Below are 24,945 nucleotides of genomic sequence, written 5' to 3'. Positions count from 1 at the left end.
CCCGGGATTCCCGACCTACGACCAGTACTACTGGCGCAACGTTGAGATCATGAGGGACTGGCTGGAGAAGAACGTCCCCAACGTGCATCCCGTCGGCCGCAACGGCATGCACCGTTACAACAACGCCGACCATTCGATGCTGACCGCGATGCTCACCGTGGGGAACATCCTCGACGGCACCGAGCACGATGTGTGGACTGTCAATGTGGAACAGGAGTACCACGAGGAGAAGGCAATCACCGACTCCGAGACCAGCGCGACAGCAGGAACTGGCCGCGACGCGCCGATCATTCCACGCCGAGACCACAGATCGTTCCTTGCTGCTCCATCCAGCACGAACAGCACGACGAGATCCGGCAGACCTGCGGGCTGACGCAGCCCGTTACCAACGAGAATTAGGCCGGACCATGATCGCTAGTGGGCGAGAGTGACGAGATGGGGTGCGTTGACGGCGCGCCAGCGGGCTTGGGTGGACTCGATCAGCTTGTCTGCCATGGCCAGTCCTGCGGCGCGAGACCTCGGCCCATCGGTGATCTTGGTGATGGGCCTTGGGGAACTTCGCCTTCCGTGCCATCGCCCTACGTGCCGTCGGTATCCGGCTCCCACGGGGCAGGTCACCCCTGGTACCTGAGCGCCCTTCCCGGAACCAGTCCTGGTCCAGACCGTCGCATTGATCGGCAGGCTCCGCCATCCCGCTCGATTCGGTTACGAACAGCACCGGCTGCGCCCGCTACGCCCCGCCCGGCGAGAGCTGTTCAGCTTGACGGAGCTCAAGGCCGTGGCCGATGCCATCACGCTGCTGCAGGAGCAGCCCACCCCGTTCCGACGGAGGCGAAGTTCGCCTTCCCCCGCGATTGGGAGCGTCTGCACGCCGATGCCGGTGGGGCAGTGAGATCCGTCTTCCTCGCGTCGAGCGGGCCGTTCGAACCGCTGGTTTTCTATGGAGTACGGCGACCGGCTCGACTTCGACGATGATCCCGACGACGACTGACCGGAGGTCGGTGTGGTAACGGCGTCGGCGTCGGCTGGGGCGCCGGGCGATCTGGACGTCCTGATACCCACCTGCGGGCGGCCCGCGGCGCTGGCCGTGACGCTCGCCGGCCTGGCAGCGCAGACCGCAACCGGATTCCGCGTCGTCATCTCGGACCAGACACCGGGACCGGCAGCGTGCGACACCCCCGAGGTCCAAGGGGTGCTGCGGCTGCTACGAGCGCGGGGCAGCGCCGTCGAGGTGCACCGGGGGCGGACGTGGCGGGGCCTGGCGGAGCAGCGCCAGTTCCTGCTCGACGCGTCCCGCGGCCGATATGTGTTCTACCTCGACGACGATGTACTCTGCGAGCCGGCCCTCGTGGACCGGCTGCTCGCCGCCATCCGCACCCTGCGCTGCGGTTTCGTCGGCACCCCACCGCAGGGGCTGAGCCACGTCACGGACGTGCGGCCGCACGAGCAGAAACCCTTCGAGACCGTCACTGACGCCGCGGACGTCCGGCCGGAGCGGGTGCGCAAGGGCACTCCCGGCTGGGAACGCTGGCGGTTGCACAACGCGGCGAACCTCACCCACATCACCGCCGGCCTCGCCCGTCGCGGCCGGCTGCCGGCGGGTGGCTGGCTCGCCTACCGGGTGGCTTGGATCGGGGGCTGTGTCCTGTACGACCGGCATGAACTGGTCATGGCGGGCGGGTTCGAATTCTGGCCCAGACTGCCCCCCGACCACCGCGGCGAGGACGTGGTGGCCCAGCTGCGGGTGATGGAGCGGGCCGGCGGGGTCGGCGTGCTGCCGGCGGGCGCCGTCCACCTGGAACTGCCGACGACGCTCCCCAACCGTCGCGTGGATGCCTACACCGAGATCATTGAATCCGACGACCAGGCCGACCAGGCAGGCGGCGGGCGGCTGCCACGACCGCCCTGAGGCTCCGTCGGTGCAGAAGTCACGGCGAGTGACCTGTGCCGGGTCGACCGGTGCCGCTGTGGGCCGTAGGCTGCGGCGGGCCGCGGGCCGTGGGAGACCACGTTGTGCTGGGTGTTTCCGCTTCCGGCGGGCAGCCGCCCCGGCTAGCGTCCAGCGAGTGTGCAGTCGGGCCGGCAGACGGGGCATGACCATGGACGATGACCCGTTCTTCGACTGCCAACGGACGGATCATGGTCATGGGAAGCGGGCGACATCCCGAAGCGCAGGTGCGGCATGGGCGACGAGTCCGATCGACGGCGGTTCCTCCGGCTGGCGGCGGGGGCATCCCTGCCACCCGGGCTGTTCATGGTCCGGAGCGGGCCAGTGACCCCGCGAGTGATCGCGTCCGAGGACGTCCTGAACCACATCGACGTCCGCATCCAGCAGATCACCGGGGCGTACGAGCGGACCCCGATCGGCGCGACGAGCGTGTACCTACGCCGGCATCTGCCGGCCGTCCGCTCCCTGCTCGCCGAGGGCGGGCACCCGACCGCCGTCGACGCCCGCCTGCACCGCGCCGCCGGCCGCCTGGCTGCCCTGTGGGCCACCACCCGCCACGACCTCGGTGACATCCCCGGGGCGACGGCCGCGTTCGCCGAGGCGTTCGGCCACGCCGAGGAGGCGCGGGACCGGGCACTGCAGTGCTGGGTTCGGCTGTGGCAGAGCTCCCTGGCCCGCAAGTCCGGCCGCCTGGCCTCCGCCCTCGCGCTGGCCCGCGCCGCCACGTCCCACGTCGGTGCGGGCTCGCCGGCCGCCAGCCGCGCCGCGGCGATAGAGGCCCGTACCCTGGGCGCGCTCGGTGAACGGGCGGGCGTGCACGAAGCGATCAACCGTGCCTGGCGCATCCAGGGGACGCTGAGCCGCGCGCAGTCGGGCAACCCCGGGTTCTCGATCGACACCCTGCATATGCTGACGCTCGCTGAACTGTCTGCGGCGGCGTACGTTGAACTCGGCCAACCGGACGCGGCCTCGGTCTATACCGACGCCTCGGTGCACCATCTCGACGTCGCCGGGGCGACCGGCCTGCGGTCGATGGCGAGGATCGCCGCGGCTACAGCGGCCCTGCACCGCCACCACGTCGACGAGGCCGAAGCGCTCGTCACCGAGGCACTGGACATCTCCGAGCACCGGCCGAACGCCGTGGTGGTCACGCGGACCCACCGGTTCCTCACGGACGCCCGGCGGATCGCCGGGCGGCGCCAGGGCACGAACAACATCGCCGAACGCCTCGACACCTGGACGTTGCCGACGTAGCCGACGGTGCCGCCGGCGGTCACCCGGCGCAGGTGTCCTGGTAGGGCAGGCCGGGAATGTGAAAGCTCCACGCCGACTGGTCGAGCCCGCCCTGGGCCTCGTGGCAGGCGTATTCGACGACGCCGTTGCGGCGGAACGCGTCGACCGCGGCGAGCCGCCACAGCCGGACGGTGCCATCGTTGCCGCCGGAGGCCAGCGTCCCGCCGTCCGGGGAAAAGGCCAGCGACAGGACGGAGCGGGTGTGCCCGGTCAGCGGCTGCCCGATCTGCCGCGGCGGGGTGACGCTGGTGTCCCAGAGCCATACCCTCCGGCCAGATCCGACCGCGGCCAGGACCTGCCCGTGCGGGGAGAAGGCCACGGCCCGGACCGGTCCGGGGTCGGCGAGAAGGAGGCTGGGCGGCCGGGGCCGATCCGGGGCGGTGACATCCGCCAGCATGATCGATCCGTCCTGGCCGGTGGCTCTGAGGCGCCCGTCCGGGGAGAATGCCTCCCACGGCGTGGGGGGCGCGGCGGCATTCACGCGCTCCCGCGCTTGTGGCCGGTCCGGGTCGGCGATGTCCCACCGCAGCACTGTCCCGTCGACGCCGGTCGCGTCGAGGTTCCGGCCGTCCGGCGAGAACGTCACCGACGTGATCCCGCTGCGCTGGCCGGTGAGGGGCGGGTCGATCCGACGAGGTTGACCCTCCGTCACATCCCACAGCACGACCGTTGCGTTCGCGCCGCCGACGGCCAGGATGCGCCCGTCCGGGGAGAACGTCACCGAGGTGACGGGATCGCCGCGGCTGGCGAGCGCGGTCGGGTCCTCGACGAGAGTCTGCAGCAGGTTCGCCTGGCTGCCGGCCTCACCACCGCTACCGGAGTCGATGTTTTCGGCGGCGATGGCGAGTCGTAACGCGCGCACCCGGTCCGTCGCCCGCGCGACGTTGGCGTTGGCGAGCAGGGTATGAGTGATCAGGGCGTGCCGCGCCCGTTCGGTGGTGCGCTGCGCCCGTTCCGCGGTGAGCTGCGCCTGCCGGGCGGTGAGGGACTGCCAGGTGGCGATCGCGGCACCGGCGACAGTGAAGACGAGGAGCACGGAAAGGACGGTGATGACCTGCCGGCGGCGTTGACGTTCGTGACGTTCCCGGCGGCGGGCCGCCTCGACGCGCGCACGTTCCTGGCGACGGGCTTCCTCGATCCGCTGGTCGCACGCGTCGATGAACCTCCGCCCGGCCGGTTTGAGATGGACCACCGGCTCCTCACCGGCGCGGAAACGCTCATAGGACTGCCACAGCGTCGTGATGGCGGTGGTCAGCCGGTCCTCGTCCCAGAGCGGGCCGTCGTTGTGCTCCCACTCGGCGGCGGCGCGCTCGACCTTGCCCTCACTGAGCAGGGCGGCTTCCCGTTCCCGGATGACGGCATCCAGTGGCTTCCAGGCGGTCAGCAACGCCTCGTGGACGACCCCGACGGCGGTCCCCAGGCTGTCCTGGGGGTGGACAGCAGCCGTTGGTTCACGAAGACCTGGAAGGTTCTCCGCAACGCGTCGGACGGCAGGTCCTTGAGGTCGATGCGTCGGCGGGTCCGCCGACCGGCCTCGTCGAGCGTGGCGAGCTCGGCCAGGCCGACCAGGATCTCCTCCCGGCCCAGCCCGCTCGTCTCCACGGCGTCGTCGAGGACGGCGTCGGCGCGGCGGGCCAGCGCCCCCTGCACGCCACCCAGCTCGTGGTACCGGTCCATCGACAGGGTGCCGCCGCGGGTCTGGTCCTTGGCCAGCTCATGGAGCGTGAACGCCAGCAGCGGCAGTGCCTCGCCGTCCTCGGTGTCCGCGACCATCTTGGCGACCAGCTCCGGCTCCACCTGCAGGCCGGCTACCCGGGCCGGCTCGGTGATGACGACCGGCAGCATGTCCCGGGCCAGCGGGCGGAGGGGGAAGACGTGCAGGTTGACCCCGCCCTGTTCGGGAGGGCCGCTCAGTTCGGGCAGGGCGAAGACCTGGTCCTGGAACTCGGAGCGAAGCGCCATGACCACCCGCACGGGACCGGTGACCCCATGCCGCAACAGGGTCGCCAACCGGGCCCGTTCCTCTTCGTCCGATCGGGTGAACAGCTCCTCGCCCTGATCGATGATCAGTAGCAGCAGTCTGTCCCGCACCGGGCCGGAGCCGGCCGTCAGAAGTTCTTCGGCCAGCCCCATCAGGGCCAGGTCGTCCTCCCTGAGCTGCCGGTCGATGTCGGTGACCGCCCACTGCTGGCCGACGCGCCTCGCAGTCTGGGTCAGGGTGTGGGCGAGCTTGCGGACCGGGTCCCGGCCCGGCCAGAAGGGGTCGGCCACCTCCCAGCCGGGCTCGCCCGCCAGCCGGGCCGGCAAGCCGGCGGTGACCAGCGACGACTTGCCGCACCCGGAGGCACCGACCACCAGTAGCAGACGCTGTTCACCGAGGGAGCGTAGCCGGTGGGTGAGCCGCCGCAGCTCGTTGCCGCGCCCATAGAACACCTTGGCCATGTCCCGGGTGAACGGCCGCAGACCCGGGAACGGGGACCGGTCGTCCGCCCAGCCCAGCCCGCCGGCGGCCTCGACGCGCCGCAGCCCAACGTTCAGGTTGTCGGCCCATCGCGGATTTTCGTGCAGGTGAACGTGCTGCCGGTCCTCCAGGAGCGGGGAGGTGACCGTCGGCTCCACGCGCAGCGGCAGCAACAGGCTGCCGACCTCGTAGGCGATTCCCAGTTCGTAGGCGCACCATGGGGAGGCGTTGTAGGCGTTGGTGATGACACAGACCACGGCGTCGGCGGCTCGCAGCTCGTGGTGCAACCGATCCTTCCACATGTCGCCGGGCTGGACGCCCACCCGGATGTCCTGAGCGAGGAACACCCGGTGGCCAAGAAGGGTCAGCGCCTGATGAACCTCGTCGGCCAGCTCCGCGTCGGCGCCCGCATGGCTGACGAAAACTCGTGCCACCATCGCCCCCGGGATTCGCCGTGCACATCCTCAGGAACATTCTAGGCGCCGACGCCCTCGCCGCCCTTGTCACCGAACGGGTGCGATGAGGGCGACTGTGAAAGCACCGTCCAAACGCCGGGTCGCGTGAAGATTGCCCCGCGGTACGACACGTGTCCATCGCGCTGTCGTAGGACGCGTCGGCTTGTCCGGCGGTCCGGTTGCACGCCTGGGACCACTTCATGGCATGCTCGGTTTCGATGACATGAGGATGTGTCGGCCGCTCGTCCCCCGGGACGGCGGGTCTGGGCACCTTCCGCGGCGTCCATGGGGTATATGGATGGACGCCCGGGCATGTCGTCCCGTAGGCCGGGTTCTCATCGTGGAGGTTTGTTGTGAAGCGTGTCGGAGTAATTGTTCTGTTGGTTGCCCTGATTGGTGGCGGGTTCCTCTTCCGTCGTCAGCGCGGCAAGCAGGACGCGTAGCCTCGCGTCGTCCCCCGGGTCGCGGGAGATCACCCCGACCCGGGCGGCTTGTGACGGTCCGCGACGATCCGGTGTGAACTCGGGGTTGACCCGGAAACGCCGATGTTGCGGCGGGGTGAGCTACCCGATGTCCGAGCATGGCCGACCCTAGACTCCGCCTGTGCATCGGTTTGACGGGCAGACTGCCGATCTCGTCCGCGCGATCTGTGACTTTGCTCGCGTCCGGCTCGGATTCGATCCGGTACCGCTGGACGCGCCATTGTCACGGGACGAGTTGGCGGCAGCGGTGGGATCCACGATCACCGCCGAGGGCATCGGTGGCCGTCGCGTCCTCGAGGTGTTCGACGAGAAGCTGTCCCGCGCCTGCATCTCGACGGATCATCCCCGCAATCTCGCTTTCATCCCGGCCGCCCCGACCAAGGCGGCTGTGTTGTTCGATCTGGTGGTCGGGGCGTCGTCCATCTACGCGGGCAGCTGGATGGAGGGCGCGGGCGCGGTCTTCGCGGAGAACGAGGCGCTGCGATGGCTGTCGGACCTCGCGGGCTTCCCCGCCTGCGCCGGTGGGCTGTTCGTACCGGGGGGCACCGTCGGCAACCTGTCGGCGCTGGCCGCCGCCCGGCATGCCGCCCGGAGTCGGTTGACCGCCGCCGGTCGGCCGATTCCACCGCGATGGCGGTTCGTCTGCGGTGCCGAGGCGCACTCCTCCCTCTACCAGGCCGCCACGGTGCTCGACGCCGAGGTCGTCGTCGTGCCGACGGATGACGCCGGACGGCTGACCGGCCCGCTGTTGGCCGAGGCGTTGGACCGGCTCGCCGAGCAGGGCGGCGCCGAGGCCGTCGACGGCGTGTTCGCGGTGGTGGCGACTGCCGGGACCACTCAGTTCGGCACCGTCGACGACATCCGCGGGGTGGTGGACGTCTGTCAGGCCCGCGGGCTGTGGGTGCATGTGGACGGCGCCTACGGGCTGGCCGCGCTCGCCGCCGCATCGACCCGCTCTCTCTTCGACGGGATCGCCGAGACCGACTCGTTCATCGTCGATCCACACAAGTGGCTGTTCGCGCCGTTCGACGCCTGCGCGCTGGTGTATCGCGATCCGGCGGTGGCCCGGGCGGCGCACGGCCCGCAGCGGGCCGGCTACCTCGAGGTCCTGGATTCGGCGGGGGCCTGGAACCCGTCGGACTATGCCATCGGGCTGTCCCGGCGGGCCCGCGGGCTGCCGTTCTGGTTCTCGCTGGCGACGCATGGCACCTTGGCCTACGGCCAGGCCATTGAGTCCACGCTGGCGACCGCCCGGGCGGCCGTGCTCCAGATCGCCGCGCTGCCTCACCTCGAGCTGGTGCGGGAACCGCAGCTGTCGATCGTGGTGTTCCGTCGGCTGGGTTGGCAGGCCGCGGACTACCGGCGGTGGAGCGAGAACCTGCTGCGGGACGGTTTCGCGTTCGTTCCGCCCACCGTGCACGAGGGCGAGACCGTCGCCCGGTTCGCCATCGTCAACCCGCGGACCACCGTCGACGACATCGGCGCGATCCTCGCCACGATGGCCTGATCCTCGCCACGATGAGCTCCCTCTCCCCGCCGTCCGGTCTTCCCGCCGGTCCGGGGTACGGGGCGTGCCGCCCGGAGCGGCGCGGGTGGGTCCGACCCGTGCCGCCCGCCCGGGCGCGTGGCTCAGTTGCCGACGCTGAACCGCCGGTTGCGGTGCCGCGGCTTCTCGATCTCGTCGAGGGCCGCGACGGCGAGATCCTCCAGGGAGATGCCCGTGTTGCCCTGGGCGTCCACCACCGGCCGGTCATTGCCGGTGCGGTACCCTCCCCGGGGCTTTCCCTGGCCCACGTTCTGCGGCGGCGGGGTGATGGCGGCCCACCGTACGTTCCGGGCGCCGCGGTAGACGTCGAGCGCGTCGGCCTGGTCAAGAGCGTCCTTGCGCTCGGCGGCCGGGAAGCCCGGGGTGTCCACGAGACGCTGACCGTTCTCGTCCTCCAGGGTCCCCCCGCTGGAGACGTGGAGGATGCTCGGCGCCGGCTCGCCGATGCGCGGCAGGACGTCAACGAGCGTGCGGGCAGCGTTCGCGTGCACCGGGCGGTCCGCGCCGCCGATCGCCACGATGACGGCGTCCGCATCCTGCGCCAGCCGCTGAACGGAATCGCGGGACGTGACGTCGCCGACCACGCCGTTCGCTTTCTTGGGAAGTTTCTTCACCCGGGCCGCGTCGAGCTCGACACCGGTGACCGCATGCCCCCGTCGAATCGCCTCGTCGGTGATACGGCGCCCGATCTGACCACCGGCACCAAAAATAACGATTCTCGCCATGCCATTGCCTCCGACTCGCCGGTCGTGCAGCTGATGGAAACGCCCGCGGGTATCCATCCGCGGGCGTCATGGTCAGTAGTGAATTACTTTCCGCGTTTACTATTTCACGCTCCGCGGCGACTGCAAGTCGACGTCTGCCCGGGCTTGATCCTCCGGGACCGCTGTGCGGGCCCAGCCAGCCGCTGCTCGAGCCGGCGTTCCAGGTGCGGGAGGAGCCGGGTGCGGGAGCATCGTGGCTGGTTGGTCGGCTGGGCAGCACGCGGATGCTGGGCAGCACGCGAATAGCGAGACGTACCGATAGGGCGGTGGAGGTGGGATTTGAACCCACGGAGGGGTTGCCCCCTCACACGCTTTCGAGGCGTGCGCCCTCGGCCACTAGGCGACTCCACCGTGGATTAGCCTACCGGACGTCGCGAGAGTCCGGTTCGCCGGGGTGTGTAGGGGTCCGACGGCGCCGAGACGGCACCCCGTCGTCCCGTCGTCCCGAACCGGGCGAGCGTGGCGGCGGTGTGCCGGCTAGCGCCCCGCCGGGCGTCGGCGCGCGGCGAAGAACTCCGCCAGGAGCGCGCCGCACTCGCCGGCGCGAATCCCGGCAACCACCTCGGGTCGATGATTGAGCCGCCGGTCCCGCACCACGTCCCAGAGCGAGCCGACCGCCCCGGCCTTCTCGTCGACCGCACCGTAGACGAGGCGGTCCACCCGGGCGAGCACGAGGGCCCCCGCGCACATGGTGCAGGGCTCCAGCGTGACCACGAGGGTGGCTCCCGGTAGCCGCCAGGAACCCGTCCGGCGCGCGGCCGCCCGCAGGGCGATCATTTCGGCGTGGGCGGTGGGATCGGCGCCGCGTTCCCGCTCGTTGTGCCCGAGTCCGAGCACCGTGCCGTCCTCGGTCACCACCAGGGCACCCACCGGGACATCGGCGTGGTCCGGGGCCAGGCGGGCCTCGCGCAGGGCGAGCCCCATCGCCTCGTGGAAGCGGTCTGGTCCGGGCGGACCGCTCAGCCGGGCGGGAGCGCCCGCCCGGGGGTACTCGTCGGGATCGGTCATCCCGGATCAGCCGGACCGGTGAGCTCAGCCACGTGCGTCGTCGAGGATCTCCCCCGCCCCGGCCCGTTCGCTGAGCGCGCTGATCACATCGCTCGGCAGCATCCCCTCCTCGCCGATCAGTTCCAACAACGCCTCCGCGGGGGTGCCCAGATCGCCGAGTAGATCGAGATCGCCCACGGGGGCGGCATGGGCGACGGCGGACGCGTCATCCTCGTCGTCCGCGGTGATCAGCCCCGCCATCGAGGGCAGCGCGTCGGCGAACAGGCGTTCGGCGAGATCGGAGGTCACCAGGACCCGGCGATCAGAGAGGAAGACCTGCGGATCCGGGTCGTCGGGACGCACGCAGACCACCGCGAGGTACTCGTCGTCCTCCTCGATGAAGGCGATGACGGGGCCGTCACCCAGATCCCGCATCATGTCGGTGAGGGCGTCGAGGTCGTCGGCGTCGGTCGGGTCGAGATCGTGCACCGACCAGTGGCCGTGTACCTGCGTGATCGCGATTGCCTTCGTGGTCACTGTGCGCCCTCACGTCCCTTCTGCAACCGCGCGGCGGACCCGGGCCGGCCGTGCCGGCCGTGCCGGTCCGGAATGCCCGCCCGGCGCGGCCCCCGGTGGCCGAACCGGCGCACCCGCGCCGACCAGCCGTGTTCCACCTGTGATTCTCACCTGTGGGGGCGGCCGTGGGTATTCCGGTTCACCCCGTCGGGTGAGTTCTACCGCGATGCCGCGTCGATTCCGCCACGGTGGTCCGGTCGACACCTTCCCTGACGGATTATGGGTAACGCCAGCTCACGTGAGGTAATGTCCGGCCGGAACAAACCCCCGTCCGGGGGCGCTACCGGGTGGTACCGGGCCGATGACCGGGGACTGGACCGGGATCTATCGGAACGGAAGACGGGGCGGGCTTCGCCGCCCGGTGCCGTCGTGGCACTGTAGAAACCGCGATGACGACATCAATCCCCCGCCGGTTCACCGCCAGGACCCAGGCCGCGCTCGCCGTTGAACGTCTGGCGGCCGAGGCGTCACGCCGGCTCGGCCGTGGTTCCGGCGAGATGATCGGTGGCAAGCTCGCGCTGCGGGTGTCCCCGGGGGCGCTCGCAGAGGTCGGCTCCCACCGGATGACCGCCTGCGTGTCGGGCACCAACGGCAAGACCACCACCACGCGGCTGCTTGCCCGGGCCCTGGGCACCCTGGGGCCGGTCAAGTCGAACAGCGGCGGGGCGAACATGGCGCCCGGGGTGCTGGCCGCGCTGTCCCGGCCGCCGTTCGACGCGGCGGCGGCTCTCGAGGTGGACGAGATCTGGCTGCCGAAGGTGGCCAGGGAGATCTCGCCGCGGGTGGTCCTGCTGCTGAACATCAGCCGCGACCAGCTCGACCGGTCCAACGAGACGCGGCGCATCGCCGCCATGTGGCGTGAGCTCGGTTCGGAGCTGCGCGACACGACGGTGGTCGCGAACGTCGATGATCCCCTGGTGGCCTGGGCTGCGGCGGGCTGGCACCGGCAGGTCTGGGTGTCGGCGGGGCAGAACTGGACGGCGGACGCGATGGTCTGCCCGCAGTGCGCCCGGCTGCTGTACCGCAACAGCAGTGGCTGGTGGTCCGAGTGCGGGCTGGCCAGGCCCGAGCCGATCGTCGCGGTCACCGGCTCCCGGGAACTGCTCTGGTACGGCCGCACCATCGCGGCCCGGCTCGATCTGCCCGGACGGGTGAACCTCGGTAACGCGGCGATGGCCGCCGCCGCGGCCCGGGAGTTCGGCGTCGAGATCGAGGATGCGCTTGCGGCCATGACCGGCCTGGGCGATGTGCAGGGTCGCTATCAGGAGGTGGCGCTCGGCGAGGAGGGCCACCGAGGCCGGCTGCTGCTGGCGAAGAACCCCGCCGGCTGGGTGGAGATGATGGAGCTGTTGGCGGACGCGCCGCCGCGGCCTGTCGTCATCGACTTCAACTCCCAGACCGCTGACGGGCGGGATCCGTCCTGGATCTGGGACGTGCCGTTCGAACGGCTCGCCGGCCGGCAGGTGCTGGTCACCGGGGAGCGTAAGGAGGACATGAGCGTGCGGCTGGCCTATGCGGAGGTGCCGCACAGCGTGTATGCCAGCGCGGAGGACGCGGCCCTGGCCGCCAACGAGAAGGTGGTCGACGTCGTCGCCAACTACACGGCGTTTCGCGATCTGCTGGTGAGGTCCACGCGGTGAGGTCCACGCGGCAAGGTTGTGTACGCGGCGAGGTTGGTGACGCAATGAGGGGATCCACGCGATGACGGGCGGCTCGGTAACCAGGATCGCGCTGATCTACCCCGAGCTGCTCGGTACCTACGGTGATGGCGGTAACGCGATCGTGCTGTCCCAGCGCCTGCGCTGGCGTGGTCTGCCGGTCGAGGTGGTGAACGTTCCCGCGGGGTCGGCGGTGCCCGAGAGCTGTGATATCTACCTGCTCGGCGGGGGTGAGGACGCACCGCAGGTCCTCGCGGCGGACGGCATCCGGCAGAACCGGGCGATCCGGCGAGCGGTGAGCTCGGGAGCCGCGGTGCTCGCCGTGTGTGCCGGCTACCAGGTGATCGGCGCGACCTTCCCGTCCGGTGGGGAGATCCACGAGGGGCTGAATCTCGTCGGCGTGGAGACCCGTCGCTCCTTCGGCCCGTCGGACGCGCCGCCGCCGCGCGCGGTCGGGGACATCGTGGTGGAACCGGACGCACGGCTCGGCCTGCCCACCCTGTACGGGTATGAGAATCACGCCGGGCGGACGAGGCGGTTGCCCGGCGCGAACGGCATCCCGCTCGGTACGGTCCGGCTTGGGACCGGTGACGGTGACGGCGGAACGGACGGCATTGTGGATGGCCGGGTCATCGGCACCTACCTGCACGGGCCGGTGCTCGCGCAGAACCCCGCCCTCGCCGATCTCCTGCTGAGCTGGGTCCACGGTCCGCTGCCGCCGTTGGGCGCGCCCCGCGAGGTGGAGGTGCTGCGCCAGGCCCGGCGCCGCGCGTTGGCCGTCACCTGACGCGTCCCCTGGCGTTTTTTTTGGGGGGGCAAAGTTTGGGGGGACAAGGCGGACAGACCTGGTCTGACTCAGGTCTTGTCGTCATCTGCTACCAGGTTTGCGGCGTTTCCCGGCCGGCGGTGTGGTTCGGTTGGATCGTGGTGTCGAATCCCCTCGCCGGATGGTGGGGCAAAAACAAGAGAACCGTGCTCATCGTCGGTGTCGTGATCGTGGTTGCCTGGGGCTACCTTGGGACCCGTGACCGCCCGAGGACCCAGCGGGTCAGCCTGCCCGGCGACTACGCGTCGGCGGGCCGTGAGCTGCTCGTCCAGGCCCCGTCCGATCCCGCCAACCCGCTTCCGCTGGTGTTGATCCTGCACGATGACAACGCGGACGCGAAGTCACTCGACCGGCAGAGTGACGCCGGCAAGCTCGCGAACTCCTGCGACTTCGCGGTGGCCTTCCCGGAAGCCGTCCGTGGGCGGCACGTGGCGGATCGACGGACCCGAGGGGGCGGACGTGCGCTATCTGCGCGACGTGGTCCGCTTCGTCTCCACGGAACGGACCAAGGTGGATCCGGACCGGGTCTACGTGTGGGGGATCGGCGAGGGTGCCCGGCTGGCCCTGGCCGCTGCCTGCGCCCCGGGTAAGCCGGAATTCGCCGCGGTCGGCGTCGTCGGGCAGTTCGACCCGGAGCCCGGGCCGAACTGCCAGGACCGTGTCCCGGAGGGCCGGGCCCCGGAGGCCTCCTGGGATCCGGAAGGTCAGCGAGGCCCTGTGGAAGTTCTCGTCCGGTCACCGGCTGGGGGCCTGACCGCGGCGCCCGCGAGCGGGCCGGGCTGTTTCCCGCACCGGGCAGAGACTGAAGGCTGAAGTCCGCCGATGCCGCCGGGAGGGGGTAGCGGCATCGGCGAACCTGGTCGGCCGGGGGTCCGAGGCCCGCCGGCCTTCCCGTGCGGATGGGGGGGATCCGAGGGAAGGCCGGCGGAATCGGGGGCCTTCCGGCCGGACGGACGTCAGATGGGGGGGAGATCTGACGTCCGTCCCACCGGAAGGAGGGCCCGTCCGGATAGCTGGAAAGGAACCATGTAGGCGGGTTGTCGGGCGGTGACAGGGCCCGCTTGCTGGTCTGTCCGCGGCTTCGCCGGTGGGTGGGAGTCCCGGGCTCGGCTTTCACGGCTTCGGGTCGGTGCCCGGAGGGGAGGCCCGGTAGCCGGCCGCTGGTGGACCGGCAGGGCTCGTGCGGTCCGCCAGCCGCGAAGGCGATCCACCGGAGCCGGATGAGCCGTTGCGTCGGCATGAGGGCGGTGCGCCGGCTCCGACCGGCTGCTAGAGGATCCGACCGACGTAGTAGGAGGTGGTATAGATCTTCTTGAGCGACATGACGTCGCCGGTGCGCGGCGCCACCCACATCATGCCGTCACCCGCGTAGATGCCGGCGTGGTAGATGTTCCCGGGTGTCCCGAAGAAGATCAGGTCGCCGGGCTGCTTGTTGTATTGCGACACCCGGGTGGCGGCGGCGAACTGGGCGTCGGTCGTCCGCGGCACGCTCCTGCCGAGTTGCTTGAAGATGTACTGGATGAGGCCGGAGCAGTCGAACGAGCTCGGGCCCTCCGCACCGTAGACGTAGGGCTTGCCGGCCTGCAGGGAGGCCAGGTAGACGGCCTTCTCCCCGAGGGAGCTCGACGGGACCGGAACCGACGTCTGGCCCGCGGCGTCCCCTGTCGCAAGGAGATCCGACCAGGCGGCGTTGCGGACGGGCTGGGGGATGGGTGCCGGCCGTACGCGCAGGGTGGCATCGTTCGCCGAGCGGGCGGACTGCAGGGCGTCCGTGCCGTCGAAGACCGCGGTGACGTTCGTGGTGGTGAGCACCCGGGCCGTGTAGGAAGTGTAGCCTTGGGCGTTAGTGTAAAGGTGCTTGAAGGTGGCCCACCCGGTGGGGAGCTTCACTTGCACCTTGACCAGCTGGTTCGCCAGTGGTTCGTGGGTCTGCTCGTTGTAGAGCGAAAAGCCGATGTCGATCGGCTGGTCCGCGTTGACGGTCACCTCGGGGTTGGTCACCCGGAGACCGACCTGAACCTTGCCGGTCAAGGGCGGGACGTTGACACCGCCCGCCGAGCCGAGCAGGGAGGTGGAGCCGTGGGTGCTGACCGCCGCCGCCGCGATGCTGCCGCCCAGGGCGGCATGGGAGCCGATCTGCGCGGCGAGGATGATCGGAGCGGTGTTCGGCTGCTCGTCCTTCGCTGCGTCGGCGTTGATGTCGGTGGCGCAGCCGGCGAGAGCCACTCCGGAGACCGCGACGGTCCCGGTGGTCACGGCGGCGAAGGCGCGGGCCCGGGCCCGGCTGCGGGCGGCCGGGGGCGCGGAGGGTGCGCGATGACGGCCGCGACCGGCGCCTCGCGTTTCTTCGTCGAGCTGCACGCTTTGCGCGGACAACGGTGTATTCCTTCCCGTACGCCTGCGAAGTGAGCTGTCGGGTTCGGGCTGGGCTGCCCGGCTCTCGCGTGACCTTCACGCGTCGAGCTTCACCCCTAGGTCGATACCGCGGATCGGTGCCGGCCGGTGGAGGTGGGTCCCCCGCTCCTGCCCCTGATGACGACTCGGAGGGGACACCGGGGCCGGGGGCAGGACTCGGCGTTCGGCCCGGTGTTGTCGTGACGTCGGCGTGAGACTAGTCCACTTGGACGGGGTGGGTAAACACTAGTCCTTCCCAACTACGGCGAGTGTGCGTTGAAGTTCCCGTCGCGCGACGTCGGCGGCCCGCTCGGCCGGCCGGCCGGGCTGACCGGGCGGGCCGAAGGCCCTTCGCACCCCGGTTGTCCTGCTGGTTTTTCGCTGCGTAGGGGGCCCGTGGCGGCGGCCGGTCCGGGTGAGAAGCGGGCGGGCGGGTAGCCCTCCCTCGGCCCGTGGGCGACTTTTGACTACTTAAAGTAGTTGACGGGCGAGGTCGGGCGTGCACCCCCCTCAGCGGGACCGGGAGCTGCGGCGGGTGAGGAATCCCGCCGCATCGAGCACCTGGAGCTCGACCGCGAGCTCGTGGACCTCACGGGGCAGCGAGCGATGGTGCGCCAGCGCCTCGACCGCGGCGCGGGCGTGGCCGGCGAGCTCGTCGAGGGCGTGCTGGCGCTGGCGCATCCGAGCCCGCTCCTCCTGGATGGTCCGGACCGTGTCCTCCTGCCACCGGCGGGTCCGGATGAGATGCTCGCTGGCGTCGGCGGCCTGCCGCTCGGCATCCTCCAGCCGGTTGAGGAGCGCGTCGAGGGCCTCCAGCCGGCCGGCGAGCTCCGCGATGAGATCGTCCCGATCAGGCAGGATGGCTGTTTTATGACTCTTGGGGTCAGACGAGGTCATGGAGTCCCCTGACGGGTGGGGGGATCGGCGGGGACCGCACCGAGCGGCTGGCACGAGACCCGGTTGCTCCGACACGGTTGGTAACGGTAACCGACGTGGCGGGCCAGGGGTAACCCATCGTACGGATACGTCGCGTCAGCCAACTGATAGTAAAAAGGGACTATGGATCTGCCGTCATTGTCGTGGTCCCTGCGCGCATAGCATGCAGGTCGGTGTCAGAGCCAGCCGTTGCGCTTGAACGCACGGTAGAGGAACAGGCAGATCGTCGTAATGACGGCCAGGATGGCCGGGTAGCCCCACGTCTGACGAAGCTCCGGCATGTGGTCGAAGTTCATCCCGTAGATCCCGGCGACGGCGGTCGGGACGGCGCCGATCGCCACCCAGGCACTGATCCGTCGCATGTCCTCGTTCTGTGCGATCGTCACCTGCGTCAGCGTCGCCTGGAGCACGGAGGAAAGCAGCTCGTCGAAGTGAGCTATACGCTCGCTGACCTGCTCGAGGTGGTCGGCGACGTCCCGGAAGTAACGGCGCATCGCCACGTCGACCATCGTGGGGGCGTCCGTGGTGATGGTACGCAACGGGCCCGCGAGCGGCAGCACCGCGTGCTTGAGCTCCAGAAGCTCGCGTTTCATCTGGTAGGCGCTTTCCGTCGACGGCTTCTGATCCCGATGGAAGACCCCCGCCTCGATCTGGTCGACGTCGGCCTGGATGCTTTCCACGGTGCGGATGTAGTCATCCACAATGCTGTCGCAGATGGCGTGCAGCACGGCCGTCGGGCCGTGCCGGAGCATCTCCGGGTTGGCCTCCAGCCGGCCGCGCAGCTTCGTCATCTCCCCGTGCCTGCCGTGCCGCACGGTCACGACGAAGTCCTCGCCGAGGAAGATCATGATTTCGCCGGTGGTGACTACCTCGGAGGTGCTCGTCATCTGGGTGTGCTCCACGTAACTGGTCGTCTTGAGCACCATGAACAGGTGGTTCTCGTATTGCTCGAGCTTGGGGCGCTGGTGGCCGGTGACCGCGTCCTCCACCGCGAGCTTGTCCAGCCTGTACTCCTCGGCGATCGCGGTGAGCTGCTCGTAGCTCGGCTCGAACAGGCCGAGCCAGGCGAACCCGCTGCGTTCGGACCGCGCCAACCGCAGCGCGTCGGCCTGGTCGATGTCCGTGGTGATCCGCCGGCCATGGCTGTACACGCCGCAGGCCATGACGCGCCCGTCCGGCGTCCGCGGTAGTCCGGGGCGGGGCACCTGGCGTCGTTTGCGACCCACCCGGACCAGGGAGACCGGACGGGTCAGCGCGCCGGCGAGCTTATGGGCGTTGGCCGACGCCTGCTCCAGGGCGTCCCCCAGCACCTCCCGGACGGGATGCTGGCTGCCGTGGTCGCCGCCGTCCGGGTGCGCGCCGTCATCGTCGCGTCCCCGGCTCTCGCGTACCGTCTCGTCGCGTACTCTTTCGCCCGGCACCGCATCGTCCCGCATCATTGCCTCCTTCCCTGCCGCCGATCCATGTCCATGTCCACCTGTCGGCATTTCCCACGACCTTCCCGCTGGTGAACCTTCATGGTGACAAGTCGGTGCCGGCCGTCCGGAGGCGATCCGGGCTTCACCGTGGACGCGGATGCCTGGCGACTGTGCCGGCGGGGTGCCACGCGAAGGGTGAGACACACGTCCGGCGTATGGGATACCTCACAGGGAGGATCGAGTGATCGGGATCGAGGTACGCACGCTTCGGGTGTTCGCCGACGAGACGGGCGCCGGCGGCAGTCTGCTCGCCGTGGTGCTGGACGCCGCGAAGTTGCTGCCCGACGCGCGGGAGCGGTCCGTCGTCGCGCGCCGACTAGGCTGCCCCGCCACGGTCTTCGTCGACGACCCGGAGCTGGCGGAGCTGGCCACCTTCACGCCCGCCGGGGAGCTGCCCATGGCGGGACACGCCCTGGTAGGGTCGGCCTGGCTGTTGGGTCGGCTGCTCGGTGGCCATCCGGAGATCCTCCGCCCGGCCGGCGGCGAGGCGGTCAGCTGGCAGGAGCAGGGCCGGGTCTGGGTCCGCAGCGCCTTGGCCGCCGTGCCTTACTGGTGGCATGAGATGCTTGCGGACCCGTGCCAAGTCGACGCGCTCGACCTGCCCCGTCCACCCGGCGAGGACCTGACCCAGCTCTGGGCGTGGGAGGATGAGCCGGGCGGGGTCGTGCGGGCCCGGGCCTTCGCCAGCAGGCACGGCGTCACCGAGGACGAGGCCTGCGGGTCGGCTTCCATGCGACTGGCCGCGCTGCTCGGGCGGCGGCTCACCATCCGGCACGGTACCGGTTCGATTGTGCTCGCGCAGCCGGGTCCGCCCGGCCACGCCGACATCGGCGGCCTGGTGGTCGAGGATGAGACGCGGTTCCTCGCCGATCTCGACGAGTTCCTCGCCCGGTGACGGTGCCGTCCGGCGGAGCCACGGCCGGACACCACAGGGACCAAGTCTGAGAGTCAGGTGCCGAGCGAGGCGACTGGCACCTTTTGTGGGTACCGGGTTACGGCTGCGTGGTGGCTGCCGAGATGCGGACCGGGTCGGATAGGCGTAGCTTTGGCTTCCGGTAGCTCTCCGCTGGGTATCTGCCCATGGGCTGCGAGGTGGTCATGGCCGAGACGTTGGCGACCTTGGTGGAGGCCGCGCATCAGGACGCCGTCCGTCTGATCGAGCTCTCGCGCAGCGCCGACGCCCACGGTGACGTGGGTGGTCCGTCGACCGACCCGCGGCAGGCGCTGCATGCCAGCGACGCGGCCGTGGCCGCCGTCTCCGCACACCTGAGCGCGATGGAGTCGGTGGTCTACCCGGAGATGGCCCGCCGGGTCGTGGGTGGCCGGGCGCGGGTGGCGGACCTGGGCCGCTTGGCGCGGCGCTGCTCCTCGGTGATGCGCGGCATTGAACAGTACGTCCAGGGGGACCTCAACCGGCCCGCGGAGCCGGTCGCGAACTTGCGCCGGGATCTGGCCGCGTTGATGGTCGAACATGCGACGCTGGAGGACGAACTTCTGCGTGAGCTGATGGCCGAGCTGTCCGACGACGAGCGCCGGGATCTCCTCGACCGCTTCTCCGATGCGATGCGCCACGCTCCGACCCGACCGCATCCGCACCTCCTGCACAGCAGGCTGTTCGGTGGAAGCCTGGCGGCCCGCCTGACGGGCTACTGGGATCACCTGCTCGACGTGATGGACGCTCGGGAGGTACCCGGCGCGCCGGTGCGGGCCCCGGTGCCCGCCGGGCTGTGGGGCTGGTACCTGCTGGGCCGTCCCACGGCGCCGGTTCCGGGTGAGACCCCGCCAGGGAGGGAGGGCGCGCAGGGCCGCGCTGCCGGCAGCCACACCGATGCTGATAGCCACACCGCCGCCCGTTGATCTGTCCTGGCGGCTGCCGTCGTTCCCGTGGGCCCACCATGTCTTTCTGAGCCCGGTTTTCCTGAGCCCGTCGCGCTCCGTCTTCCTGGCTGGTCTTCTTGGCCGCGGTCCACTCCGGTTCGGCGTTCCGATGCGCACGGGCGCTGTGGTCGTGCCATGCTTCGGGTCCGGGTTGGGCCGGTATGGCCTCGTGTCGTGCAATGCCGAGGAGATGTGTCAGGGACCGAGAGCAACGCGATGCGGGCGCCGAACGCTGATCCTGTGGAAGTGATCTGGCCTGTGCTGTTGGTCGAGGACGATGATGCCGACGCCTATCTGGTGTCCGAGCTCCTCGACGAGGCCTCCGCTCCGGTCGAGCTGACCCGGGTGCGCACGGTGGCCGAAGCCGCCCGTCGCAGCGAGCACGTCGCGTGCGTGCTGCTGGATCTAGGGCTGCCGGACAGCGAGGGCCTGTCGGCGCTGCGCCGGTTGCTCACGGTCGAGGCGGGAGCGCCGGTCGTGGTGCTCACCGGTCTGGTTGACGAGTACCGGGGGGCGCAGGCGGTCGCCGCGGGCGCGCAAGACTACCTCGTCAAGGGCCAGGTCGACGGGCGGGACCTGGTCCGGGCCGTCCGGTACGCGATCGAGCGCAAGCGGGCCGACACCGCCGCGCAGGCGCTGCGGGAGTCGGAGCTGCTGGCGGACGAGCGGGCCCGCCTCGAACGCGGCCTGTTACCCCGGCCGCTCATCGACGACGGCCGGTTGCACCACGACGCCCGGTACCGCCCCGGCCGGCAGCAGTCCCTGCTCGGCGGGGACTTCTACGACATGGTGTCCACCGCGGACGGCACGCTCCACGTCCTGCTCGGCGACGTCTGCGGGCACGGCCCGGACGAGGCAGCGCTCGGGGTGAGCCTGCGGATCGCGTGGCGCACGTTGGTCCTTGCCGGTGTTCCGGAACCCGACCGGCTCGGGTATCTCCAACGCGTGCTGGTGAGCGAGCGGGAACAGGACGAGATCTTTGCGACGGTGTGCACCCTCGCGATCGCTCCCGACCGGGCCTCGGCGCGGATGCGGCTGGCCGGTCATCCGCCGCCGGCGCTGTTGCATCCGCGGCTGTCGGCGCTGCCGGGCGACGTCGTCGGCCCGGCTCTCGGCATCGTCGACAACGACCTCTCCGAGGAGGTGCGGATCGAGCTCGGGCCGCACTGGGCGCTCCTGCTCGCCACGGACGGCCTGCTGGAGGGGCGGGAGGGACCGGGCGGGGAACCGTTGGGCTGGGAGGGCGTGCTGCCCGAGATCGCCAAACTCTGGCCCGCTGACAACCCCGACGGGCTGCTCGACGACCTGATCGACCGGGTGGAGGCGCGCAATGGCGGCCCGCTGACCGACGACGTCGCACTCCTGCTGCTGATCTGGGGTGCCGGCTGATGCCGGAGCGCACCCACCCGAACGTTACCGATGAGGGAGCGGGCGACGCGGGGCTGAGCGGGGCGGTGGAGCGGGGCCGGGTCGGGCCCGTCTGGCGCCTACGCCGTCGACTTGAGGTGACCTACATGGTGGCGGCGATGGTGCTGATGATCGTCGCTGGTCTTGTCGTCTCGTCGTTGGTCCGGCTCGACGACGCCCTGCACACGCGCAGCGACGTCCTCACCCCGGCTCTGCTGAGCTCCACCGAGCTGGTCTCCAGCCTGGTCGACCAGGAGACCGGGATGCGGGGCTACCTGCTCCAGGGCAGCGAGGACTTCCTGGAGCCCTACAACGAAGGGCGCAGGGCCGAGCGTAGGCTGCTCGCGGACCTGCACCGACGGCTTGTGGAGCGCCCCGTCCTGCTGGCGAGGCTCGCCGTGCTGGAGGACCGGATCCGGGCCTGGCACGGCGACTACGCCGATCCGGCCATCAACGCGGTGCGGGTGGGCGGTCCCGCCGCGGCCCGCCTGTTGTCACCGGAGTTCGGCAAGACCCGCTTCGAGGCGGTCCGCGCCGCGGCCGGGGACCTCGAGGCGGACCTGCGGGCCAAGGAGGTCCGGGCTCGCCAGCACGTCACGGCGGCGCTCCGTTTCCTGATCTTCGCGCTGGTGACCGGCGCGGCTGTCATGGCCATACTCCTGGCGGTCATCGCGCGGGCGTTACGGTCCTGGGTCACCCGTCCGCTCGAACGGGTGGGCGACGATGCGCGGACCGTCGCCTCCGGACATCTCGATCACGTGGTCGAGCCGACCGGTCCCCCGGACATCGCCTCGCTCGCCGCCGACGTGGAGTCGATGCGACGCCAGCTGATCGGGGAGCTCGGGGTCGCGCGGGCGGCGCGGTCCGCGGTGGAGGCGCAGGCCGAGGTGCTGCGGCGCTCCAATCGTGACCTGGAGCAGTTCGCCTATGTCGCCTCGCACGACCTGCAGGAGCCGCTGCGGAAGGTGGCGAGTTTCTGCCAGCTCCTGGAGCGACGCTACGGTGACAAGCTCGACGAGCGGGGCATCCAGTACATCGCTTTCGCGGTGGACGGCGCGAAGCGGATGCAGCAGCTCATCAACGATCTGCTGGCCTTCTCCCGGGTCGGACGGACTACCGACGGTTTCGTCGATGTGCCCCTGGGTGAGATCTTTGAACGGGCGACGGGGGCGCTGTCCATCGCGATCGAGAGCGCCCAGGCCGAGGTCACCGCGGATGATCTGCCGGTCGTGCGCGGGGACCCCGTCCTGCTCACCCAGCTGTTCGCGAACCTGATCGGGAACGCGCTGAAGTTCCGGGCCGAGACGGTTCCCGCCGTGCATGTCGGTGTCGTCGACCGGGCGGACGAGTGGGAGCTGTACTGCGCCGACAACGGGATCGGAATCGATCCGGAGTACGCTGAGAAGATTTTCGTGATCTTTCAGCGGCTGCACGGCCGGGATGTCTACGAGGGCACGGGCATCGGGCTGGCGTTGTGTCGCAAGATCGTCGAGTTCCACGGCGGCCGGATCTGGCTGGACGGCGCGGTGAAGGACGGAACCACCTTCCGGTTCACCTTCCCTAACCGGAGACTTCCAACGGCCGGAGACCCGCCATGAGTCGCCTCATCGCCTAGAGTGCCGCACATGATGGGGTCAGGAGCGGTTCTCACCCGGCGAGGAGCCCGGGCGCAGCGGCGGGAGCTCGCGGACCTGCTGGCCGAGCGTGGCCCGGCGGCGTCCACCCTCTGCGCCGGATGGACAAACCATGATCTGGTGGCGCACCTGGTCACCCGCGAGCGGGTGCCGTGGGCCGCTCCCGGGCTCATCGTCGGTCGGCTGCACGGCATCACGGAACGGGCCGAGCGAGCCACCATGCGGGCCCACACCTTTCCCGAGCTGGTCGAGACGTTCCGTGCCGGGCCGCCGTGGTGGCAGCCGACCCGCATCGGCCTGATCGACGATGCCACGAACCTGGTCGAGTTCTTCGTGCACGCCGAGGACATCCGCCGCGCCGCCCCCGGCTGGGAGCCTCGCGAGCTTGACACCAGGAGCCGTGACGCGATGTGGACCGCTCTGTTGCTGATCGGGTTCGCCGGGTTCCGGCGAGCCGGTCTGGGTGTCGTGGCGGAGCGTACGGACGCTCCTGGCCGGCGCACCCTGCACGGCGGCGAGCCGGTGGTGGAGATCGTCGGGCCGCCTGAGGAGATCGTGCTGTACGCGTTCGGGCGGGGCCAGGTCGCCCGGGTCGAGCTGCGCGGTTCCGACGCCGACATCGAGCGGTTCCGCGCGGCTCCCACCGGTCTCTAGCTCCCGGCAGCTCCGATCTGGGTGTGATCTGGGTGTGATCCGGTCGGAGCCGTGCCGCCATCGGGGCGGGGCGCTACCAGAGCGAGGCGTAGGTGGCCGCGCCAGCGGGATGCTCTGTCGGGTTCACCAGGGAGGAGTGCACGTTCCCGGGCTCCGAGTCGTTGAAGTACGTCTCGTAGGCGAGGATGTCGCGGTTCGCGGCGAACGTCTGGTACATGTTGCGGATGTACACTGGGTTGTCGCCGCCGGCCCGGCCGGCGCGGCCCGCCCCGGTGTCACTCTTTCCGACGAGTCCCCATTCCGGGACCGAGAACTGCTTGCCGTGTTGGCGGGCGAACGCGATTGTCGAGCAGAGCCCGGTTTCGGCGTGGCACTGACTGGCGAAGGCAGCGTCGTCCGTGCTCGCCGGCCATTGGTCGTAGCTGTCGATGCCGATGATGTCGACGTACTGGTCACCGGGGTAGACGACCCAGGCCCCGCTGCTGTGCGCATTCAGCGTCCAGTCGATGCGGGCCTGCGGATCCGTCGAGCGGATCGCGCTGACGACCTGGCGGAAGCAGTTCACCCAGGTGGTGGGGTTTGTCTTGGAGACCGACCACGGGAACCAGTCGCCGTTGAACTCCCAGGCGAGCCGGATGATGCTCGCCGGGCGGCCCTTCGCCACCAGCCACCGGCCGAAGTCCGCCCAGTGGCCGTTGTAGGCGCCGCTCGCGCAGGAGTTCATGTCCCCACCGCCCGTCGGGTAGAAGGGCTGCGAGATGATCCAGGTGCCGGCGAAGGTCGAGAACTTCTCCGGGCCCGAGCCGAGCCACGGGTTCGTCATGGTCTGCCAGCTCGACCGGTCGGTGAAGGTGAGCACGACGTTGACCGGCGAGCCGCGGAAGCTCTCCCAGGCCCGCACCTGCGTCATCGTCCCCGCGGCAACGCCGCTCATGCCGCCGGGCACCGAACCGCCCCCGCCACCGACGGGGATGACGGGCACCTGTACCGCCGGCTTCGTGACCCGGGCCGCGGCGCCGGGGGTCGTCGGTTTGGCGGCGGTCCGCGGGGCCGTACCGGCCGGGGTGCCCGCGGGCACCGGGGCGGGTGACGGCGAGGGGGAGCCGACGGTCGCGCTGGAGTCTCCGCCGGGTAGCCCGCCGGTCGTGCCTGCTGAGACGCTGGGTTGTACCCGGGGGTCATCGCCGTGTCGGGGCTTCCCGTGCTGGATGGCGGTGGCCTCGACTGTCGCCGAGCCTTCGCCCCCGGTGTCGCGTTCGGGGACGAGGGTCCACCCGACTGCGGCGGCGACCAGAGCCATCACGCCCAGCGACGCGATCCAGGCAGGGTGATGCGGACGGCGACGCCCGCGCCGGGAACCGGATCGGACTCTCGGCGGGCTGGGATCGCCCTCCGCCCGGTGCTTCACCGCGGGTATCCCTCCGTGCGTGGCAGTGTCGTCAGGACCCCCCGGGTCCCGGCTTCGGCATCGAAGCGGATGACCTCCATGTCGCACAGCAGCCTGAGACGGACCGGACCAGCCTCCGGTCGCCCCCTCGACGCCGGCTGCCATGTCTAGGCTTGTCTTC

21 protein-coding genes, 1 tRNA gene, 1 pseudogene and 1 riboswitch are annotated in these 24,945 nt (G+C 70.5%); of the genes and pseudogenes, 12 read left to right on the top strand and 11 right to left on the bottom strand.

The features are described from left to right. From AC08OU_RS09070 to AC08OU_RS09060, 3 genes and pseudogenes are all read left to right on the top strand, one after another. Nucleotides 1-373, top strand: a pseudogene (locus tag AC08OU_RS09070) (hypothetical protein); the annotation flags it as partial. A 630-nt stretch (nucleotides 374-1,003) separates the two neighbouring features. Continuing rightward, complete coding sequence (locus AC08OU_RS09065; RefSeq protein ID WP_476599412.1) at nucleotides 1,004-1,909, top strand: glycosyltransferase family 2 protein; 906 nt, start codon at nucleotides 1,004-1,006, stop codon at nucleotides 1,907-1,909. Nucleotides 1,910-2,182: 273 nt separating this feature from the next. Then, entirely contained in the window at nucleotides 2,183-3,202 is a 1,020-nt protein-coding gene (locus AC08OU_RS09060) for an NsdA family TPR-like regulatory protein (RefSeq protein WP_462189171.1), read from the top strand. A gap of 19 nt (nucleotides 3,203-3,221) precedes the next feature. Here the strand turns inward: AC08OU_RS09060 and AC08OU_RS09055 are convergent, their stop codons facing one another. Then, nucleotides 3,222-4,628 (bottom strand): WD40 repeat domain-containing protein, encoded by a 1,407-nt coding sequence (locus tag AC08OU_RS09055; protein ID WP_476604657.1) that lies wholly within the window; start codon nucleotides 4,626-4,628, stop codon nucleotides 3,222-3,224. Next, the gene (locus tag AC08OU_RS09050) at nucleotides 4,622-6,139 is read right to left on the bottom strand and encodes a toll/interleukin-1 receptor domain-containing protein (protein ID WP_476599407.1); all 1,518 of its coding nucleotides are present in this window, start codon (nucleotides 6,137-6,139) and stop codon (nucleotides 4,622-4,624) included. The genes AC08OU_RS09055 and AC08OU_RS09050 overlap by 7 nt, the downstream gene beginning before the upstream one ends. Nucleotides 6,140-6,760: 621 nt before the next feature. Here AC08OU_RS09050 and AC08OU_RS09045 point away from each other — a divergent pair. Continuing rightward, on the top strand, nucleotides 6,761-8,146 hold the full coding sequence (locus tag AC08OU_RS09045; RefSeq protein ID WP_462187574.1) for a pyridoxal phosphate-dependent decarboxylase family protein: 1,386 nt from the start codon (nucleotides 6,761-6,763) through the stop codon (nucleotides 8,144-8,146). A gap of 122 nt (nucleotides 8,147-8,268) precedes the next feature. Here the strand turns inward: AC08OU_RS09045 and AC08OU_RS09040 are convergent, their stop codons facing one another. From AC08OU_RS09040 to AC08OU_RS09020, 5 genes are all read right to left on the bottom strand, one after another. Then, the gene (locus tag AC08OU_RS09040) at nucleotides 8,269-8,910 is read right to left on the bottom strand and encodes an NAD(P)-dependent oxidoreductase (protein ID WP_462203465.1); all 642 of its coding nucleotides are present in this window, start codon (nucleotides 8,908-8,910) and stop codon (nucleotides 8,269-8,271) included. Between the two features lie 303 nt (nucleotides 8,911-9,213). Further along, nucleotides 9,214-9,300 (bottom strand) — tRNA-Ser (locus AC08OU_RS09035). A gap of 126 nt (nucleotides 9,301-9,426) precedes the next feature. Beyond that, the gene (gene tadA / locus AC08OU_RS09030; RefSeq protein ID WP_462187576.1) at nucleotides 9,427-9,873 is read right to left on the bottom strand and encodes a tRNA adenosine(34) deaminase TadA; all 447 of its coding nucleotides are present in this window, start codon (nucleotides 9,871-9,873) and stop codon (nucleotides 9,427-9,429) included. A gap of 108 nt (nucleotides 9,874-9,981) precedes the next feature. Then, nucleotides 9,982-10,473 carry a tRNA adenosine deaminase-associated protein gene (locus tag AC08OU_RS09025; protein ID WP_476599405.1) on the bottom strand — a complete coding sequence of 164 codons (492 nt, stop codon included), beginning with the start codon at nucleotides 10,471-10,473 and terminating at the stop codon, nucleotides 9,982-9,984. Next, nucleotides 10,470-10,610, bottom strand: coding sequence for a hypothetical protein (locus AC08OU_RS09020; RefSeq protein ID WP_476604656.1), 141 nt, complete (start codon nucleotides 10,608-10,610; stop codon nucleotides 10,470-10,472). Before AC08OU_RS09020 ends, AC08OU_RS09025 begins: the two co-directional genes overlap by 4 nt. Nucleotides 10,611-10,901: 291 nt before the next feature. Between AC08OU_RS09020 and AC08OU_RS09015 the strand changes: the two genes are divergently transcribed. From AC08OU_RS09015 to AC08OU_RS09005, 3 genes are all read left to right on the top strand, one after another. Continuing rightward, complete coding sequence (locus AC08OU_RS09015) at nucleotides 10,902-12,152, top strand: MurT ligase domain-containing protein (RefSeq protein WP_462187571.1); 1,251 nt, start codon at nucleotides 10,902-10,904, stop codon at nucleotides 12,150-12,152. Nucleotides 12,153-12,213: 61 nt separating this feature from the next. Next, nucleotides 12,214-12,957: a type 1 glutamine amidotransferase gene (locus AC08OU_RS09010; RefSeq protein ID WP_462187570.1), complete on the top strand. Its 744-nt coding sequence runs from the start codon at nucleotides 12,214-12,216 to the stop codon at nucleotides 12,955-12,957. Nucleotides 12,958-13,413: 456 nt separating this feature from the next. After that, a complete protein-coding gene (locus tag AC08OU_RS09005; protein ID WP_476599403.1) occupies nucleotides 13,414-13,809 on the top strand; it encodes a hypothetical protein in 396 nt (131 codons plus the stop codon). Nucleotides 13,810-14,265: 456 nt separating this feature from the next. On the opposite strand, the gene AC08OU_RS09000 is transcribed toward AC08OU_RS09005, so the two are convergent. From AC08OU_RS09000 to corA, 3 genes are all read right to left on the bottom strand, one after another. Then, nucleotides 14,266-15,372 carry a C40 family peptidase gene (locus tag AC08OU_RS09000; protein ID WP_476599401.1) on the bottom strand — a complete coding sequence of 369 codons (1,107 nt, stop codon included), beginning with the start codon at nucleotides 15,370-15,372 and terminating at the stop codon, nucleotides 14,266-14,268. Nucleotides 15,373-15,377: 5 nt separating this feature from the next. After that, nucleotides 15,378-15,552: riboswitch (cyclic di-AMP (ydaO/yuaA leader) on the bottom strand. A 348-nt stretch (nucleotides 15,553-15,900) separates the two neighbouring features. Continuing rightward, nucleotides 15,901-16,287, bottom strand: a complete 387-nt coding sequence (locus AC08OU_RS08995) for a hypothetical protein (protein ID WP_476599400.1) — start codon at nucleotides 16,285-16,287, stop codon at nucleotides 15,901-15,903. A 215-nt stretch (nucleotides 16,288-16,502) separates the two neighbouring features. After that, nucleotides 16,503-17,765: a magnesium/cobalt transporter CorA gene (gene corA / locus AC08OU_RS08990; protein ID WP_476599398.1), complete on the bottom strand. Its 1,263-nt coding sequence runs from the start codon at nucleotides 17,763-17,765 to the stop codon at nucleotides 16,503-16,505. Nucleotides 17,766-17,985: 220 nt separating this feature from the next. Here corA and AC08OU_RS08985 point away from each other — a divergent pair, with 220 nt between their 5' ends. From AC08OU_RS08985 to AC08OU_RS08965, 5 genes are all read left to right on the top strand, one after another. Further along, nucleotides 17,986-18,699 (top strand): PhzF family phenazine biosynthesis protein, encoded by a 714-nt coding sequence (locus tag AC08OU_RS08985; protein ID WP_462187565.1) that lies wholly within the window; start codon nucleotides 17,986-17,988, stop codon nucleotides 18,697-18,699. A 203-nt stretch (nucleotides 18,700-18,902) separates the two neighbouring features. Beyond that, nucleotides 18,903-19,661 carry a hemerythrin domain-containing protein gene (locus AC08OU_RS08980; protein WP_476599397.1) on the top strand — a complete coding sequence of 253 codons (759 nt, stop codon included), beginning with the start codon at nucleotides 18,903-18,905 and terminating at the stop codon, nucleotides 19,659-19,661. A 237-nt stretch (nucleotides 19,662-19,898) separates the two neighbouring features. After that, nucleotides 19,899-21,071, top strand: coding sequence for a PP2C family protein-serine/threonine phosphatase (locus AC08OU_RS08975; protein ID WP_476599414.1), 1,173 nt, complete (start codon nucleotides 19,899-19,901; stop codon nucleotides 21,069-21,071). Then, the gene (locus AC08OU_RS08970) at nucleotides 21,071-22,687 is read left to right on the top strand and encodes a sensor histidine kinase (RefSeq protein ID WP_476604655.1); all 1,617 of its coding nucleotides are present in this window, start codon (nucleotides 21,071-21,073) and stop codon (nucleotides 22,685-22,687) included. The genes AC08OU_RS08975 and AC08OU_RS08970 overlap by 1 nt, the downstream gene beginning before the upstream one ends. 27 nt (nucleotides 22,688-22,714) lie before the next feature. After that, the gene (locus AC08OU_RS08965) at nucleotides 22,715-23,377 is read left to right on the top strand and encodes a TIGR03085 family metal-binding protein (RefSeq protein ID WP_462187562.1); all 663 of its coding nucleotides are present in this window, start codon (nucleotides 22,715-22,717) and stop codon (nucleotides 23,375-23,377) included. Between the two features lie 73 nt (nucleotides 23,378-23,450). On the opposite strand, the gene AC08OU_RS08960 is transcribed toward AC08OU_RS08965, so the two are convergent. Beyond that, nucleotides 23,451-24,785 (bottom strand): glycoside hydrolase family 26 protein, encoded by a 1,335-nt coding sequence (locus AC08OU_RS08960; protein WP_476602230.1) that lies wholly within the window; start codon nucleotides 24,783-24,785, stop codon nucleotides 23,451-23,453. Nucleotides 24,786-24,945: the final 160 nt, after the last annotated feature.

The sequence above is a fragment of the Frankia sp. CcMO1 genome, from assembly GCF_977945845.1.
The sequence above is the reverse complement of the archived record's forward strand: the minus strand, read 5'-3'. Positions and strand labels throughout refer to the sequence as shown.

Bases quoted from the DNA above. Each gene is read 5' to 3' on its own strand.
- AC08OU_RS09060 (WP_462189171.1), top strand. From the start codon at position 2,183: ATGGGCGACGAGTCCGATCGACGGCGGTTCCTCCGGCTGGCGGCGGGG.
- AC08OU_RS09050 (WP_476599407.1), bottom strand. From the start codon at position 6,139: ATGGTGGCACGAGTTTTCGTCAGCCATGCGGGCGCCGACGCGGAGCTG.
- AC08OU_RS09040 (WP_462203465.1), bottom strand. From the start codon at position 8,910: ATGGCGAGAATCGTTATTTTTGGTGCCGGTGGTCAGATCGGGCGCCGT.
- tadA (WP_462187576.1), bottom strand. From the start codon at position 9,873: ATGGGGCTCGCCCTGCGCGAGGCCCGCCTGGCCCCGGACCACGCCGAT.
- AC08OU_RS09015 (WP_462187571.1), top strand. From the start codon at position 10,902: ATGACGACATCAATCCCCCGCCGGTTCACCGCCAGGACCCAGGCCGCG.
- AC08OU_RS09010 (WP_462187570.1), top strand. From the start codon at position 12,214: ATGACGGGCGGCTCGGTAACCAGGATCGCGCTGATCTACCCCGAGCTG.
- AC08OU_RS08995 (WP_476599400.1), bottom strand. From the start codon at position 16,287: ATGACCTCGTCTGACCCCAAGAGTCATAAAACAGCCATCCTGCCTGAT.
- corA (WP_476599398.1), bottom strand. From the start codon at position 17,765: ATGATGCGGGACGATGCGGTGCCGGGCGAAAGAGTACGCGACGAGACG.
- AC08OU_RS08980 (WP_476599397.1), top strand. From the start codon at position 18,903: ATGGCCGAGACGTTGGCGACCTTGGTGGAGGCCGCGCATCAGGACGCC.
- AC08OU_RS08975 (WP_476599414.1), top strand. From the start codon at position 19,899: ATGCGGGCGCCGAACGCTGATCCTGTGGAAGTGATCTGGCCTGTGCTG.
- AC08OU_RS08970 (WP_476604655.1), top strand. From the start codon at position 21,071: ATGCCGGAGCGCACCCACCCGAACGTTACCGATGAGGGAGCGGGCGAC.
- AC08OU_RS08965 (WP_462187562.1), top strand. From the start codon at position 22,715: ATGATGGGGTCAGGAGCGGTTCTCACCCGGCGAGGAGCCCGGGCGCAG.